Source organism: Pseudomonas sp. Nvir, assembly GCF_963778085.1.
GTDB classification, from domain to species: Bacteria; Pseudomonadota; Gammaproteobacteria; order Pseudomonadales; family Pseudomonadaceae; genus Aquipseudomonas; species Aquipseudomonas juntendi.
This window is the reverse complement of sequence record NZ_OY970405.1, coordinates 4,534,235-4,550,407: the sequence shown is the minus strand read 5'-3', so window position 1 is coordinate 4,550,407 and position 16,173 is coordinate 4,534,235. Positions and strand designations below refer to the sequence as shown.

At 62.9% G+C, this 16,173-nt stretch carries 15 protein-coding genes; 9 read left to right on the top strand and 6 right to left on the bottom strand.

The window, feature by feature from the left end; genetic code table 11:
* Window positions 1-378: 378 nt before the first annotated feature.
* From AACG97_RS21940 to AACG97_RS21930, 3 genes are all read right to left on the bottom strand, one after another.
* Window positions 379-1,529 (bottom strand): IS3 family transposase gene (locus AACG97_RS21940; RefSeq protein ID WP_182275479.1). Its coding sequence is split into 2 segments (ribosomal slippage): window positions 379-1,295 and window positions 1,295-1,529, totalling 1,152 coding nucleotides; the frame shifts between segments, so codons are not numbered across the junction.
* 60 nt (window positions 1,530-1,589) lie between these two features.
* Window positions 1,590-2,459: a site-specific integrase gene (locus AACG97_RS21935; protein WP_225785943.1), complete on the bottom strand. Its 870-nt coding sequence runs from the start codon at window positions 2,457-2,459 to the stop codon at window positions 1,590-1,592.
* Window positions 2,460-2,686: 227 nt separating this feature from the next.
* On the bottom strand, window positions 2,687-3,181 hold the full coding sequence (locus AACG97_RS21930) for a DUF6231 family protein (protein WP_009684600.1): 495 nt from the start codon (window positions 3,179-3,181) through the stop codon (window positions 2,687-2,689).
* Between the two features lie 159 nt (window positions 3,182-3,340).
* Here AACG97_RS21930 and AACG97_RS21925 point away from each other — a divergent pair, with 159 nt between their 5' ends.
* The 3 genes from AACG97_RS21925 to AACG97_RS21915 all read left to right on the top strand — a co-directional run bounded on the left by AACG97_RS21925 (window position 3,341) and on the right by AACG97_RS21915 (window position 5,276).
* On the top strand, window positions 3,341-4,036 hold the full coding sequence (locus AACG97_RS21925; protein WP_009684601.1) for an OmpA family protein: 696 nt from the start codon (window positions 3,341-3,343) through the stop codon (window positions 4,034-4,036).
* A 213-nt stretch (window positions 4,037-4,249) separates the two neighbouring features.
* Window positions 4,250-4,525 (top strand): DUF1145 domain-containing protein, encoded by a 276-nt coding sequence (locus AACG97_RS21920; protein WP_009684602.1) that lies wholly within the window; start codon window positions 4,250-4,252, stop codon window positions 4,523-4,525.
* A complete protein-coding gene (locus AACG97_RS21915; RefSeq protein WP_009684603.1) occupies window positions 4,518-5,276 on the top strand; it encodes a collagen-like triple helix repeat-containing protein in 759 nt (252 codons plus the stop codon). The genes AACG97_RS21920 and AACG97_RS21915 overlap by 8 nt, the downstream gene beginning before the upstream one ends.
* Window positions 5,277-5,367: 91 nt before the next feature.
* Here AACG97_RS21915 and AACG97_RS21910 read toward each other — a convergent pair whose 3' ends face one another.
* Complete coding sequence (locus AACG97_RS21910; RefSeq protein ID WP_047149546.1) at window positions 5,368-5,832, bottom strand: CopD family protein; 465 nt, start codon at window positions 5,830-5,832, stop codon at window positions 5,368-5,370.
* A gap of 98 nt (window positions 5,833-5,930) precedes the next feature.
* Here AACG97_RS21910 and dinG point away from each other — a divergent pair, with 98 nt between their 5' ends.
* The 5 genes from dinG to pdxH all read left to right on the top strand — a co-directional run bounded on the left by dinG (window position 5,931) and on the right by pdxH (window position 13,393).
* Entirely contained in the window at window positions 5,931-8,075 is a 2,145-nt protein-coding gene (gene dinG, locus AACG97_RS21905; protein ID WP_029887504.1) for an ATP-dependent DNA helicase DinG, read from the top strand.
* 79 nt (window positions 8,076-8,154) lie between these two features.
* The gene (locus AACG97_RS21900; RefSeq protein WP_047149545.1) at window positions 8,155-10,392 is read left to right on the top strand and encodes a beta-galactosidase; all 2,238 of its coding nucleotides are present in this window, start codon (window positions 8,155-8,157) and stop codon (window positions 10,390-10,392) included.
* Between the two features lie 118 nt (window positions 10,393-10,510).
* Complete coding sequence (locus AACG97_RS21895; RefSeq protein ID WP_009684609.1) at window positions 10,511-11,656, top strand: EstA family serine hydrolase; 1,146 nt, start codon at window positions 10,511-10,513, stop codon at window positions 11,654-11,656.
* A 99-nt stretch (window positions 11,657-11,755) separates the two neighbouring features.
* Window positions 11,756-12,727 (top strand): OmpA family protein, encoded by a 972-nt coding sequence (locus AACG97_RS21890; protein ID WP_009684610.1) that lies wholly within the window; start codon window positions 11,756-11,758, stop codon window positions 12,725-12,727.
* Window positions 12,728-12,745: 18 nt separating this feature from the next.
* Window positions 12,746-13,393 carry a pyridoxamine 5'-phosphate oxidase gene (pdxH, locus tag AACG97_RS21885; RefSeq protein ID WP_009684611.1) on the top strand — a complete coding sequence of 216 codons (648 nt, stop codon included), beginning with the start codon at window positions 12,746-12,748 and terminating at the stop codon, window positions 13,391-13,393.
* A gap of 112 nt (window positions 13,394-13,505) precedes the next feature.
* Here pdxH and AACG97_RS21880 read toward each other — a convergent pair whose 3' ends face one another.
* Entirely contained in the window at window positions 13,506-13,745 is a 240-nt protein-coding gene (locus tag AACG97_RS21880) for a hypothetical protein (protein WP_009684612.1), read from the bottom strand.
* A gap of 146 nt (window positions 13,746-13,891) precedes the next feature.
* Here AACG97_RS21880 and AACG97_RS21875 point away from each other — a divergent pair, with 146 nt between their 5' ends.
* Complete coding sequence (locus AACG97_RS21875) at window positions 13,892-14,356, top strand: outer membrane lipoprotein (protein ID WP_009684613.1); 465 nt, start codon at window positions 13,892-13,894, stop codon at window positions 14,354-14,356.
* Between the two features lie 110 nt (window positions 14,357-14,466).
* Here the strand turns inward: AACG97_RS21875 and AACG97_RS21870 are convergent, their stop codons facing one another.
* Window positions 14,467-16,074, bottom strand: coding sequence for an NAD(P)/FAD-dependent oxidoreductase (locus AACG97_RS21870; protein WP_009684614.1), 1,608 nt, complete (start codon window positions 16,072-16,074; stop codon window positions 14,467-14,469).
* Window positions 16,075-16,173 lie beyond the last annotated feature (99 nt).

The following is a 16,173-nucleotide window of genomic DNA, read 5'->3' as shown; positions in this document are numbered from 1 at the left end:
GTGGGGTATGGCGGCAGGCCAAGCGTAGCGGGCTTCATAGAGGACCTCAAGGAGTTTGGTGACAAAGCTGGTGACAGTGTTGGTGACAGACAGCAAGACCGCAAGGGTGAATTAACCGGGGTCCTTAACGCGCCCACCGGCACCCATGCGAGGGCCTACGGGGGAGCCAGCGCGGGAAGTCTTGTAATGGTGACCTTTCAGATTTTTCTGTCAGATTCTCAAAGGGCCTTAGGGTGGTCTATGCGACCACAACCAGAACCCCAGTTGCACGGCCAGACAGACCCAGTAGAGGGCCTGTAGGTGGTCCATGGGGTTCTCCTTGAGGGATTAGAGTGACTTGTGAAAGCGAACGTCTGTGAGTGAATCGCCCCTGGTTTCCTAGACACTCTCCAAGCTCAGGAAATAGCGTTTCTCATATTCTATTGGAGACAGCTGCATAGCACTGCTGTGTCGGCGTTTAGGGTTATAGAACATTTCGATGTAATCGAAAATATCACTTCGGGCTTCTTCACGGGTTGTGTAGATCTTTCGTCGGATTCGCTCCCGCTTCAAAAGCTGGAAAAAGCTCTCGGCTACGGCATTGTCGTGGCAGTTTCCCCGCCGGCTCATGCTGCTGATTACATTGTTAGCCTTCAAGAAGCTTTGCCAATCTGAGCTACTGAACTGACTACCTTGATCTGAGTGAATCATCACTTGCTGCTGTGGCTTGCGTCGCCACACAGCCATCAACATTGCGTCGATAGCCAGGTCGCTGCACATCCTTGGCTTCATTGACCAACCAATTACTTGGCGTGAGAACAGATCCAGCACTACCGCCAGATAGAGCCATCCTTCATAGGTGCGGATGTAAGTGATATCTGTCACCCAGACCTTGTTCGGCTCACTGACCTTGAACTGCCGCGCGAGGTGGTTGGGCGAGGCCACTGTTGGTTTTCCACCGTAAAACCCTGGACGCCGCCGATAGCCCGTTTGCGAACGCAGCCCCTCCGCCTGCATCAAGCGCCCGACTCGATTTCGTCCGCATTCCTCTCCCAGCTCACGTAGGTCATCGTGAATTTTGCGGTAGCCGTATACACCTCCGCTTTCTAGCCAAGCGTGTTTGATCAAGCCAAGCAGACGTTGATCTTCTTTTGCTCGGGCAGATTGAGGCTCGGCCAGCCAGGCGTAGTAGCCGCTGGGGTGCACCTTGAGGGTTTGGCAAAGGCGCCGCACCGGGTAATCAGTCGAGTGCTTCTTGATGAAGGCGTACTTCAGCCGCACTCCTTGGCAAAGTACGCGGCGGCCTTTTTTAAGATGTCTCGCTCTTCCGTCACGCGCTTGAGTTCAGCGCGCAGCTTGCGCAGTTCGGCCTGCTGATCGTCGTCTTGCTGACGCTGCTCTTGGGGCTTGCTGTAGACCTTGATCCAGGCGTAAAGGCTATGCACGGACACGCCCAGGCGCTGGGCGACATCGGCGACGGGTTTGCCTTTCTCGGTCACTTGCTTGACCGCTTCGATCTTGAATTCTTCGGGGTAACGCTGACGACTCATGGCACCTCCTATTTGGGCCTCATTATGAGGCTTGGAGGTGTCTACGAAACCAGGGGCGATTCAGATGTCGATAACGGTGATTCCGTCCACCTGCTTGATGTCCTCTTTGTTCAACTGGTAGATCTCGCCAATACGGGCACCTGTAAGAACCCCAAGGGACAACGCCCAGCGCTTCCAGTCGTCAATAGCCAGACCATTCGCGTGATCCATGATTGTGATCACCTGATCCTGAGTCAGAGGCTTGCGAGTGCTCTCAGCGCCTCGCTCAATCTTCAAGCCCTTATCAAAGGAGCGCTCAAGGAAACCGTTATTTACCGCCCAGCTCATCACCGTTGATAGCTGAGTTAGTAGCTTGTTAGATGTCAGAGGTTTGCGACCATCAATGATTTTCTCCTTGAGCGCCACCATATCGGCCCGAGTGTGGGTCTTGAGGTTCAAGTCTCCAAGGAGCCCGCTGAGGGTTCGGCAAGCTGACGTAACTGATTTGTGAGTGGTGGCGGTGACGTTGCCTTTGCGCTCAGCCAGATAGAGCCCTGAGAGGGTCTCAAAGGTTGTCGGCTCGCCAGACGGTAATACAGATAGGGACACAGAAGGGGCTACAGACGTGCCACAAGATAGCTCCCCAATGATCTCCGTGAGGTCCTGCGGGCGACCATCAAGGCGGTCTTGAGCAGCCCTGAGCATACGTTGACCGGTGCCTATGGCTCGTTGTTGACTCGCATTGAACCGACCGGTTGAGGCTGCCTCTGCGAGGTGGTTGCTCATCTGGTCATAGATTTCCATGTAGAGGCCCCGTGAGTCCTCGCTATGGCCCTGTAGCGCGTCCTCAGCGATCTCCTTGAGACGTTCCTTGAGGTCCTCCCACGAAGCCTCAGGGCGGTCGAGGTGGAAGACAGCCAGTGTCTTGAGGATGTCCTTGGAGAACTGCATAGCGGTCGGCCTATCGGTAGATCTGAGAGAGATGGTGAGACTACGGGCGGAACAGCCCCGTGGACGGACCCTCAGGTAGTAGATCCCTGAGCGCCTGTAATGCCAGACAGATAGGTGCTGATCTGGTCTTTGGTGACAAGGCTGGTGACAGGCTGGTGACACTTGGCCCTGCTCGGGCATAGCAATGCTGGTGGTCATGGTGAGGTAAGCCCTTGATATTCATGGGTTTACCACCAGTACTTCCCGAACATTTCCGGGTTGGCCCAGAACCTGGCGTTGAGCCAGTCCGGGACCTGCTTGTAATCATGCAGATCATAGGTGAACAGGCTCAACACCTGCTCATCGCGGCAGAATTTCTCGCTGGCTGACAATGCCAGGGCGAAAAAGTCGGTGTCCTGCCAGCTGCACGCCGCCAGGTCGGCCAGCACGGCAACCCGGCTGGCATTGAGGTTGCGAATGCCGCCCAGCAACTCCAGGCCGGTTCGCTTGGGCAGGTGTTCCAGGCAGTCCACCAGCAACGCCAGGTCGAAACGCTGGGCTGCCAGTTCGGCAGGCAGTGGCCCTGGCGCAGCGGTAGCGATGGTCACCTGCGGGTGCGCTTGGGCAAAGGCGTCCAGCGCCGGGAAGCGGGTGCCCACCAACAGCAGGCGTTGCGGGGTGAAGCGTTCGAGCAGGGCCGCCAGGGCCTGCTGCGGGGTACGTTGGGAAAAACCTGCGGTCATTGCCAATCCTCGTTCAAGTCGTCCAAGACTAGCCGGCTGCAGCGTGCGGGCATAGAGGCATGTGACCGCGTCGTGGCTAATTGCTGGCAGCATTGGAATGCGCGGTCTTTACTCCCAGAGATCGGCCTTATGCCGATTCCCCCTAGGAGAAGCAATGAAATGAGCATAGTACGCACAGCGTTACCCCTGGTACTGCTCACCAGTGTGTTGACTGGTTGTGCAGGTTTGCAAAAAACCGACTGGCCTAAATGTGCCGCCGTCGGGGGTGTCGGTGGCGCCGCGCTGGGCGCTATCGAAAGTTCCAGCTGGGCTGGCTGGGGCGCGTTGCTGGGCGGCGGCCTGGCGGCAGGTTATTGCTGGGCCCATGGTGATGGCGACGAAGATGGCGATGGCGTGCCGGACAGCCGCGACAAGTGCCCGGGCACCCCACGGGGTGTGCAGGTCGATGCCAACGGCTGCCCGCCAGCTGCGCCGGCGGTGGTCGAGGAAGTGGTGGTGGTGGAGAAGGAAGAAGTCATCGTCATTCGTGATGTGCACTTCGAATTCGACTCTGCACGCCTGACTGCCACTGACAAGGAGCGCCTCAACACGATTGCCACGCGGCTGAAACAGGAAGCGCCCTCTGCCCGCCTGAGTGTCAGCGGCCATACCGACAGTGTCGGCTCCGACAGCTACAACCAGAAACTGTCCGAGCGCCGTGCCCACTCGGTGACCGACTACCTGGTGCAGAGCGGTGTACCGCGCAGCAGCTTCGTGTCGGTGGTGGGGGCCGGTGAAACCCAGCCGGTGGCCGACAATGCCACGGCCGAAGGGCGTGCCATGAACCGCCGTACCGAGATCAAGATCCAGCGCTAGTTCGGCGTGCGCCCGTGCCTTGCGCAGTGGCACGGGCGCTTTCTCAGCGCCGCCGACAATGAAACCGAGGAAAGGCGCGCGCGCAACCGACGGGTGGAACTGCACCTCAGCTGACGGGTGCTGGCGCCTGCCTTGGCATTGCAGTTAATGTGGAGCGCACGGCCGGCGCGAACGGGCCGGCACGCCATAACAACAATCAATGGGGGCGGGGTTATGAAGTTCATCCTGGGCCTGGGCAAGGTCCTGACAGTCGCATTCTGGGGCGTGGTGTTGTTCAACCAGTTGCTGCCCCAGCCGTTGCCTTTCAATCTGCTGATCAATGCCCTAGGCATCGTTGTGCTCAGCCTGCATCTGCTGGAAATTCTGTTCTTCAATGGCAGCTTGCGCGGGCGCAGCCACCGTTGGTTCGATCGCCTGCAAATTCTGTTGACGGGGATATTCCACGTCATGTCCATTCCCCGTGCGCAGGAGGCGCTGCGAAATGCGTAATCTGATACTGCTTGCCCTGTTGGCTGCCCCCTTTGCCCACGCCGAAAGCCTGGAGGTTGCTGCCAATTCCATGCTGCGCCTGCCGAGCAAGTCGGCCAGCGTACACCTTGAGCATTTGCGTGTTGCCGATGCTGCCACCCTGATGCTGCCTGCGTCGCTGGCGCAATTGAAGGTCGACCAGTTGGAGCTGGGGCGTGATGCGCGGATTGTCGTGGCCCCTGGCGAGCAGCCGTTGCTGATCGACGTGCGTAGCGCGCGCCTGGGCGAGGGCAGCGAGTTGAGTGCCACCGGCGCTGCGGGCAGCTACCAGCGGGCAGCCCGCCCCGGGCGTAGCCTGGACCTGGTATTGGCGGAGCTGGATGCCCAGCAGCTGGTCATCGACGCCCGGGGCGGCGCCGGTGCACCGGGCTACGCTGGGCTCGACGGCGGCAATGGCCAGGCCGGCGGCTGCACCTGGGGCCAGGCCAGCCGCGGGGCCAATGGCGATGATGGCGGCAACGGCCATGATGGTGCAGCAGGTGGGCGCATACGCCTGAGCTTGCCGCAAGGCTTTGCCCAGGAGCACATCGTGGTGCGCCTCGATGGCGGGGCGCCGGGCAAGCCCGGTGAGCCTGGCAAGGCCGGCAAAGGTGGGGCGAGCAAGGGTTGCCTGGTGTACCGCACCGATGCCGGTGCCAATGGCCGACCGGGGCAGCCTGGCCAGCCGGGCTTGGCGGGGGCGGCGGGCGAGCTGATCCTGCAGCGCCTCTGAACCGTGTGCAGGGGCCTGGGTGCGGCGTTGTCGCCATGGGCCCCACCCACCGGCCGCGCAGGCAGCCCGCCAGGCGAAGGGCTGCCTGCGATCAGATCACCAGCCGCGAACTGGCCACCGCGACCACGGCCAGCCCCAGCAACAGGTTGATGCCCACCATTCGCCGAATGCGGGCCAGCACCGCCGCACCCGTGGGCCAGTCCTGCGCCTGTACCGCCGCTTTCAACTCTGGCAACAGCAAGGCCTGGATGCGCATGAACAAGGCGAACATGGCGATCCCGCCGCCGACCATCACGTGAACGTACTTCGGCGCAGTCTCGAACCCGCTGAAGCGCAGGTGCAACATGCCGATACCACTTATCGCCAAGATCGCCACCGCCAGCCAGACCCAGACGAAGAAGCGTCGGAAAACTTCCACCCACAAGCGCAGGCGCGCAGGCCCCTCAAGGGCTGTAACCGTGGCGGGGCGCAGCACCAGCCAGGCGAAGAACATGCCGCCAACCCATACCAGGGCGGCCAGAACATGCAGTGTGTAGGGCAGGGTAAAGGCGAGCATCTGGATCTCCATGCGGCACGATAGGCAATAGCGGGGTATGATAGCCGCCCCATGCGAAACACTGAAAATATATCCAGCCCTACGGGCGTCTGCAGACCATGATCAGCAACGAACTCAAAGCCACCATCCAGGGCGCCTATACGCGTTTTCTCGAAGCCAAGAGCCTCAAGCCGCGCTATGGCCAACGCCTGATGATCGCCGAAGTGGCCAAGGTGCTTGGCGACATTCCCTGCGACGATGAAGGCCGCCGTGCCGGCGAGCCTGCCGTGGTGGCGGTGGAGGCGGGCACCGGTACCGGTAAGACGGTCGCCTATGCGTTGGCCGCGATCCCGGCCGCCAAGGCCGCCGGCAAACGCCTGGTGATCGCCACCGCGACCGTGGCCCTGCAGGAGCAGATCGTCATCAAGGACCTGCCCGACCTGATGCGCAGCAGCGGGCTGAACTTCAGCTTCGCCCTGGCCAAGGGCCGTGGCCGCTATCTGTGCCTGTCGAAACTCGACATCCTGCTGCAGGAAGGCCATGCCCAGTCGGCCACTGCCCAGCTGTTCGAAGAAGAAGGCTTCCACATCGAAGTCGATGAGCGCAGCCAGAAGCTATTCAACAGCATGATCGAAAAGCTTGCCGGCAACCGCTGGGACGGGGACCGTGACAGCTGGCCCGAGGCCCTGGAGGACCAGGACTGGGCCCGGCTGACCACCGACCACAGCCAGTGCACTGGTCGCCACTGCCCGAACTTCCAGCAGTGCGTGTTCTACAAGGCCCGTGAGGGGATGGGCAAGGTCGATGTGATCGTCACCAACCACGACATGGTACTGGCCGACCTGGCCCTGGGCGGCGGCGCGGTATTGCCCGATCCGCGCGATACCCTGTATGTATTCGACGAAGGCCACCACCTGCCAGACAAGGCCATCGGCCATTTCGCCCATTACTCGCGGCTTCGCTCCACCGCCGATTGGCTGGAGCAGACCGCCAAGAACCTGACCAAACTGCTGGCCCAGCACCCGCTGCCGGGGGACCTGGGCAAATACATCGAGCAGGTGCCGGAGCTGGCGCGGGAAGTCCGCACCCAACAGCAGTTCATGTTCACCCTGTGCGAACAGGTAGCCGACTTCCGCCCGAGCGAGGACACCGAAGGCCGCGAACGGCCGCGTTACCGCTTCGAAGGTGGCGTGGTACCGGAGCAGATCCGTGAGGTCGGCATTGAGCTGAAAAAGGGCTTTGCCCGGCTCAACGATCTCTTCACGCGGCTGGCCGACCTGCTCAAGGAGGGCATGGACGGCGAGGTCAGCATCGGTATCGCCAGCCACCAGGCCGAAGAGTGGTACCCACTGTTCGGCAGCCTCGTCACCCGTGCCCAGGGCAACTGGGAGCTGTGGACGGCCTTTACCGCCGAAGACCCGGAAGACAGCCCGCCGATGGCGCGCTGGCTCACCCTGGCTGAAAGCGGGGCGTTGTTCGACATCGAAGTCAACGCCAGCCCCATCCTCGCTGCCGAAATGTTGCGCCGCAGCCTGTGGAGCGTGGCCCATGGCGCGCTGGTGACCTCGGCCACACTGACCGCGCTGGGCAAGTTCGACCGCTTCCGCATGCGCTCGGGGTTACCGCGCGATGCCGTCACCTGTGTGGTGCCCAGCCCGTTCGTGCATGGCGATGCCGGCCTGCTGCGGGTGCCTGACCTGCAAGCCGACCCGCGCGACGCTACCGCGCATACGGCGGCGATCATCCGTGAGCTGCCGGGTATCGTCGAAGGGGCCCGGGGTGCGCTGGTGCTGTTCTCGTCACGCAAGCAAATGCAGGATGTGTTCGACGGCCTGGACCGGGACTGGCGCAAACTGGTGCTGATCCAGGGCAACCTGTCCAAGCAGGAAACCCTCAACAAGCACAAGGCCCGGGTCGACGACGGCCAGCACAGCGTGCTGTTCGGCCTGGCCAGCTTCGCCGAAGGGGTCGACCTGCCGGGGGCCTATTGCGAGCACGTGGTCATCGCCAAGATTCCGTTCTCGGTGCCCGACGACCCGGTCGAAGCTGCCCTGGCCGAATGGATCGAGGCCCGCGGCGGCAACCCGTTCATGGAAATCGCCGTGCCCGACGCCTCGCTCAAGCTGATCCAGGCCTGCGGTCGGTTGCTGCGTACCGAACAGGACCGCGGCATCATCACCTTGCTTGACCGGCGCCTGGTCACCCAGCGCTATGGCAAGGCTATTCTCAATGCGCTGCCGCCGTTCCGGCGGGAGATTTCCTGATCGCCGGAGCACTTGCTTCGGCGCGCTGTCCATTACTCAGTCCTGGGCCATGATGGCCCTGAAGGAGAGCCCCAGCCTTATGGTCCGCCGTACCCTGCCCGCTGTTTTCGCCCTGTTGTTCAGCTCGTCCGTATGGGCCGGGCAGCAGACGCTGTTCAGCTTCGTGCGCCCGGCCTCGGTGGTCAACGTGGCGACCGAGGATGCCGGTATGCCGCAGTACAACGCAGAGCAGACGGCCGAAGGCGAGGTGCTGCGGCGTGTGGTGTTCAACCCGGCGCAGCGGCCGACCTTGCGCCTGAGCCCGCAAAGTGGTGTGTGGGACTGGTCCAGCGGCAAGTTCCTTACCTTGCGCCTGCAAAGTGCCATGGACTGGGCGCTGACCGTGGATGTCACGGTGCAAGGCAGCGATGGGCGCACCCTGACCAGCCGTATCGATTTGCCGGCCGGCCCGGCGCAAACCGTGATGGTGCCGTTGACCGCCAGTTCGCCGTTGAGCCAGGGCATGCGCGCAGGCCCCCCCATGCCCTGGCTGCACGGCGGCCAGCGGCTGCTGCTGACCAGCAGCGCCGGCGCTGTAGACCTCAAGCAGGTGGCTTCGGTCAGCTTGAGCATTCCCGGCCCCAAGGTCGCCCAGAACCTGCTGATCGAACGGGTGGGCATTCAGGATGACGACCAGGCCTACCAGGTGGCGTACCGTGAACTGATCGATGCCTATGGGCAGTCCACGCGTGGCAGTTGGCCGGAAAAGGTGGCCAACGACGAACAGCTCAAGGCAGCCGCCAACCGTGAACAGCAGCAACTCAAGGCTTGGCTGGCCGAGCGCGGCAAGCAGCAGTTGGATGCCTATGGCGGCCTGCTGGCGGGGCCGGCCTTTGCTGCCGAGGGTTTTTTCCGTACCGAAAAGCGTGATGGCCGCTGGTACCTGATTACCCCTGATGGCCACCCCTTCTATTCGCTGGGTGTCAATGCCGTGGCAGCCGACGGCGGGCGTACCTACACCGCCGGGCGTGAGGCCATGTTCAAGGCACTCCCGGGAGAGGGCGACGCCCTGGCAGCGTTCTACGGTGAAGGCAACAACGACGACGGCAATGCGTCCTCGCAGGGGCGCAATTTCAAGAAAGGGCGCTGGTTCGACTTCTATGCAGCCAACCTGCAGCGGGCCTATGGCAAGCCCTGCCCGCCGGCGGCAACAGGGCAGCCGACCGCTTGCCCACCGCTGGTAGTGGACACTGGCCGTTGGCAGGCGCATGCGCTCGACCGTTTGCAGGCCTGGGGTTTCAACACGCTGGGCAACTGGAGCGAGCCTGCCCTCGGCCAGGCCAGGCGCATGCCCTATACCCTGCCGCTGTCGATCGTTGGCGATTACGCCAGCATCAGCACCGGCATGGACTGGTGGGGGCGCATGCCCGACCCGTTCGACCCGCGCTTTGCCATGGCCACCGAACGCGCCGTGGCCATTGCTGCCCGTGATCACCGTGACGATCCCTGGCTGATCGGCTATTTTGCCGATAACGAGTTGGCCTGGGCCGCACCGGGTAGCGAGCCCAAGGCCCGTTATGGCCTGGCCTACGGCACATTGCGCCTGACCACCGACGTGCCTGCCAAGCGCGCCTTCCTCAAGCAGTTGCGTGACAAGTACCGCAACCAGGAGGGGTTGTCCAAGGCCTGGGGCATCGAGCTGAACGCCTGGGAACTGATGGAGGATCCAGGCTTCGAGGCACCGTTGCCCAGCCCGGAGCACCCGGAAATCGAGCGCGACTACCAGCACTTCCAGCAGGTTTTCGCCGAAACCTACTTCAAGACCATTTCCGATGCCTTGAAATGGCATGCACCCAACCACCTGTTGCTGGGGGGCCGTTATGCCGTGAGTACGCCAGAGGCGGTCAACGCCTGCGCCGAGTTCTGCGATGTACTCAGTTTCAACTTTTATACGCTCAAGCCGCAGGACGGCTACGATTTCGCCCGCCTGGCCGAGCTGGACAAGCCGGTGCTGGTGTCTGAATTCCAGTTCGGTTCGCGTGATCGCGGCCCGTTCTGGCCGGGGCCACTGGAGCTGGCGCGAGAAGAAGACCGCGGCCCGGCCTATGCCAATTTCCTCACTGCCGCCTTGCAACAACCCATGATCGTGGGCGCGCACTGGTTCCAGTACCTCGACCAGCCGGCCAGCGGTCGCCTGCTCGATGGCGAGAACGGCCACTTGGGGCTGGTGGCGATCACCGATGTACCGTACCCCGGTTTTATCGATGCCGTGCGCAAGGCCAACGCCCAGGCCATGGCGCAACTGCGCACCGGCCTGGAGAAGAAACCGGCGCCATGATTACAGGTGGGTGCGGTGCGCTGGGCATCGCGACCGCCGGGCTCAAGCCAGTTTGCAAAACGCCCAACTACTGAAACAATGCAGACCTTTTTGACTATCGTCACACGGAGAGCAGCGGGTGCAGATCCAGGGTCACTATGAGCTGAAGTTCGAAGCCGTGCGCGAGGCTTTTGCCGCGCTGTTCGATGATCCCCAGGAGCGTGGCGCCGCGCTGTGCATCCAGGTGGGAGGCGAAACCGTGGTCGACCTGTGGGCCGGCAGTGCAGACAAGGACGGCCAGCAGGCGTGGCACAGCGACACCATCGCCAACCTGTTTTCCTGTACCAAGACCTTCACCGCGGTGACCGCACTGCAGCTGGTCGGCGAGGGCAAGCTGGCACTCGATGCACCGGTGGCCAACTACTGGCCCGAATTTGCCCAGGCCGGTAAGCAAGCGATCACCCTGCGCCAACTGCTCAGCCACCGTGCGGGTTTGCCCGCCCTACGCGCACTGCTGCCGGCCGAAGCCTTGTATGACTGGCAGGTCATGGTCGATGCCCTGGCGGCCGAAACGCCGTGGTGGGCGCCTGGCACGGAACACGGGTATGCCGCCATCACCTACGGCTGGCTGATCGGCGAACTGATTCGCCGGACCGACGGCCGGGCCCCGGGTGACTCGATCGTGGCGCGTACCGCTCGCCCGCTAGGGCTGGATTTTCATGTTGGCCTGGCCGACGAAGCGTTTCACCGCGTGGCGCATATTGCCCGCGGCAAAGGCAACCCCGGCGACGCCGCGGCGCAGCGCTTGCTGCAGGTGACCCTGCGCGAGCCCGAGGCCTTGTCCACCCGTGCCTTTACCAACCCCCCGGCGATCCTGACCAGCACCAACAAGCCGGAATGGCGGCGCATGCAGCAGCCGGCGGCCAACGGCCACGGCAACGCACGCAGCCTGGCGGGGTTTTATGCCGGTTTGCTGGACGGCAGCCTGCTCGAGTCCGAATTGCTCGACGAACTGACCCGAGAACACAGCCTTGGCCAGGACCGCACCTTGCTCACCCAGACCCGCTTCGGCCTGGGCTGCATGCTCGATCAGCCGGAGGTGGCCAACGCCACCTTCGGCCTGGGGCCCCGCGCCTTTGGCCACCCTGGGGCCGGTGGTTCTGTGGGGTTCGCCGACCCGGAGCATGATGTGGCGTTCGGCTTCGTGGTCAATACCCTCGGGCCTTATGTGCTCATGGACCCGCGGGCGCAAAAACTGGTCCGTGTGCTTGCCGGTTGCCTTTGATCGGGTAATGCGGGTATTGCTTCAGCCCTTTGACTATCCTCAATGCCAACGCCTGAAGTGCCTAGGCAAAATATCTTTCTATTTCATGGTGTATCGCTGATGTCTTCACATAAAACCTTAGCACTCGCCCTGTGTCTGACCGCCGTTACCGGTTGCGCCAGCCACGCCCCGGAGGGCTCCAAGGAAGGTGGTTCCAGCTGGTGGCCTTTCGGTTCGGACAAGGTCGCCGAGCAGGAAGTGAAGGCAGCCGTCACAGACAATGTGGCCAAGGCCGATGCCAAGTCGGAAAGCACCAGCCGCTGGTGGTGGCCGTTCGGCGGTGACGACCAGCAAGCCAAGGGCCCTGTGGTGCCTAAAATCGACCAGCAGGCGACCCAGGCCTGGCTGGACGAGTACGAGCCGAAGCTGCGCGAAGCCATCAAGGACAGCAAGCTGGAACTGGAGCGCCGCGACAACGTGTTGGCCGTGACCCTGCCGGTGGACAGCTCGTACAACCCAGATCGCCCGAACATGCTGCTGCCCATGTCGCTTGGCCCGATCACCCGGGTTGCCAAAACGGTTGAAGGCGACCCCAAGACTGCCGTACTGGTACTGGGCCATGCCGACACCAGCGGTGCCGCTGCTGCCAACCAGAAGCTCAGCCTGGAACGCGCCGCGTCGGTTTCGGCCATTTTCCGCCTCAGCGGCCTGCAGCGTGACCGCCTGACCCTCAAGGGTATGGGTTCGGTAATGCCGCGTGCTGCGAATGACAGCCCCGAGGGCCGTGCCCTCAACCGCCGCGTGGAAATGCTGCTGACCCCGCAGAACACCATGGTCGCGCTGCTGGCCAAGTACCAACAGGCTGCTCCGGCACCGGCGCCGGCTGCAATGGTGGCCGTGCAGGATGCCAAGGCGCCTGCCGCCAAGCCGGCCACCAGCAAGCCGGCTGCCAAGCCCGCAGCGAAAAAGCCCGTGGCCAAGGCGCCTGCCAAAACCACGGCCAAGAAAAAAGCCGCGCCAGCCAAGCCTGTCGCCAAGAAAGCTACCACCGACAAGAAAGTAGCTGCCAATAGCCCTGCGAAGACCAACTGATCGTCAAGGAACGCAGCAATGACCCAATCCCTGGCCGATATGCGCCGCGACTACACCCGTGATGGCCTGGCAGAAGCCCAGGCGCCGGGCGAGCCGTTCGCCCTGTTTCACCAGTGGTTCGCCGACGCGGTCAAAACCGAGCAGGCGCCAGTGGAAGCCAACGCCATGACCTTGGCCACGGTGGACGGCGAGGGCCGTCCGCATTGCCGGGTATTGTTGCTCAAAGGGCTCGATGAGCAGGGTTTCACCTTTTTCACCAATTACGACAGCGCTAAAGGCCAGCACCTGCAAGCCAACCCGTTTGCAGCCATGACCTTTTTCTGGCCGGCGCTGGAACGCCAGGTGCGTATCGAGGGGCGGGTGGTGAAGGTGTCGGCCAAGGAGTCGGACGACTATTACCAGGTGCGCCCACTGGGCAGCCGCCTGGGGGCCTGGGCCTCACCGCAGAGCCGGGTGATTGCCGGGCGTGAAGAGCTGGAGGGGCTGGTGAAGGCCACCGAAGCGCGGTTTTCCGATACGCAGCCACATTGCCCGGAACATTGGGGTGGCTATCGCTTGCTGCCTGAGCGGGTCGAGTTCTGGCAGGGGCGGGCGAGCCGTTTGCATGACCGCCTCAACTACCGACGGGTCGATGGGCAGTGGCTGCGGGAGCGGTTGGCGCCCTGAGATTTTCCGGGGCTTGCCATGCCCTGTCGCGACACCGCGACAGGGCATGGCCTTGCGGCCCATCGCCGGCAAGCCGGGCCCCCACAGGTGGGATCAGGGCATGGTCGGTCTTTCAACGTGACCTTGAATACTCCACCGCCTCCCGTTGCAGCCAGCCTGCCAGTTCCCTGCGCTTCACCTTCGCCAGCCGCGCCTGCTCCAGCCTCTGCAGCATGAACGCGCGTTTGTGCGGATCAGCCCCTGCCAGCGACAACGCCATGTCGCGGTCCATCCAGCGGCGCATGCGCACGTACAGCCACCCGTGGAAATAAAGCCCCGCAACGGTGGCCACCACGACGATGAAGTAATCCATGGCTATCCTTGGTCTCAATTGAAGCGCCATGGCACAGCCGCGCTGGCTGTACCCCGGCTGAATGAAAACAACTTTATTGCGTTTGTACCGTGACAGCCGTCAATGTGCAGCGTCTAATAAGCACCTGACTTATGGAGATTTTACCCATGCGTAAATCCGCTTTGCTGGTGGCAACCTTTACCACCATGTCGCTGCTGCTAGGGGGTTGTGCCTCGAGCCTGACCGGCGATAGCTACTCCCGTGATGAGGCCCGCCGCGTGCAAACCGTACGGATGGGCACTATCGAATCCCTGCGCCCGGTCAAGATCGAGGGTACCAAGACCCCGATCGGTGGTGGTGCGGGCGCCATTGTCGGTGGTGTGGCGGGCAGCGCCGTCGGCGGTGGCCGTGGCAGCATCGTTGCCGCAGTCATCGGTGCCGTTGCCGGTGGCCTGGCGGGTTCCGCTGCCGAAGAAGGCCTGACCCGTACCCAGGGTGTCGAGATCACTGTGCGTGAAGACGACGGCAGCATGCGTGCCTATGTCCAGGCCGTGCAGGAAAACGAAATCTTCCGTGTGGGCGACCGTGTGCGCATCATGACTGTTGACGGCACCAGCCGCGTTTCGCACTGAGCGTAGCGCAGCCAAACAAAACCCCGACTGGCGACTGCCAGCCGGGGTTTTTTTATGCTTCAGGCTGATGGCAGAGCCGGGTACGCGAACCACGGCTCGGCTGACCCCCGTCAAAGGCCCAGCATGTCCCGCGCTACCGCTTCGGCAATGCGAATGCCGTCGACCCCTGCCGACAGGATGCCACCGGCATAACCTGCGCCTTCTCCGGCCGGGAACAGCCCCTTGAGGTTCAGGCTCTGATAGTCCTCGCCGCGGGTGATGCGCAGCGGCGACGAGGTCCGTGTTTCGATCCCGGTCAACACCGCATCAGGCAGGTTGTAGCCCTTGATCTGCCGGTCGAATGCCGGCAGTGCCTCGCGGATCGCCTCGATGGCGAACGCCGGTAGGCTTGGTGCCAGATCGCCCAGGGTCACGCCCGGCTTGTAGGATGGCTCGACACTGCCCAGCGCGGTCGACGGCCGCCCCGCAACGAAGTCACCCACCAGTTGTGCCGGCGCCTGGTAATTGCTGCCCCCCATCACGTAGGCATGGGCCTCAAGGCGTTCCTGCAGTTCGATACCGGCCAGCGGGCTGCCTGGGTAGTCGCGTTCGGGGTCGATGCCGACGACGATGCCGGAGTTGGCGTTGCGCTCGTTACGCGAGTACTGGCTCATGCCGTTGGTAACTACCCGGCCCGGTTCGCTGGTTGCGGCGACCACGGTGCCGCCCGGGCACATGCAGAAGCTGTATACCGAACGGCCGTTACTGGCGTGGTACACCAGTTTGTAGTCGGCAGCCCCCAGTTTCGGGTGACCGGCGTATTTGCCCAGGCGCGCCTTGTCGATGAGCGTTTGAGGGTGCTCGATGCGAAAGCCCACCGAGAATGGCTTGGCTTCCATGTACACGCCTTTGGCATGCAGCATGCGGAAGGTGTCGCGGGCACTGTGGCCCAGGGCCAGAACCACATGGCGCGAGTGCAGTTGCTCGCCGCTTTCCAGCACCACGCCGGTCAACTGGCCATCTTCGATCAGCAGGTCGGTGACCTTTTCCTGGAAGCGCACTTCGGCCCCGAGGGCGATCATGTCCTGACGCATCTGCTCGACCATGCCAGTCAGGCGGAAGGTGCCGATGTGCGGCTTGTTGATGTACAGGATCTCGTCGGGCGCACCGGCCTTGACGAACTCTTCCAGCACTTTGCGGCCGTGGTGCTGCGGGTCCTTGATCTGGCTGTACAGCTTGCCGTCCGAGAAGGTGCCGGCGCCGCCTTCGCCGAACTGCACATTGGACTCGGGGTTGAGCACGCTCTTGCGCCACAGGCCCCAAGTGTCCTTGGTGCGCTGGCGCACTTCCTTGCCGCGTTCGAGGATGATCGGCTTGAAGCCCATCTGCGCCAGCAGCAGGCCGGCAAAAATGCCGCACGGGCCAAAGCCGACCACGATCGGGCGTTCCTGCAGGCCGGCCGGGGCCTGGCCAACGAACTTGTAGGTCACGTCGGGGGCAGGGCCGATGTTGCGATCATCGGCGAACTTGGCAAGCAGCTCGGCTTCGTTGCTGGCTTGCAGGTCGATGGTGTAGATGAACAGCAGCTCGCTGTTCTTCTTGCGCGCATCGTAGCTGCGCTTGAACAGGTTGAAGCTGAGCAGTTGCTCGTCGCGGATGCCCAGGCGCTGGACGATGGCGTCACGCAGCGCTTCGTCGGGGTGGTCCAGGGGCAGCTTCAGTTCGGTGATTCGTAGCATGGCAGGGTCCAGTATCCCGGCCATGGGCGGCCGGCGGCTTTACACAAACCGCCAAGTATAAGCTGTTAGCCGCCTTGACTGGCAGGATAAAAGCGCCCG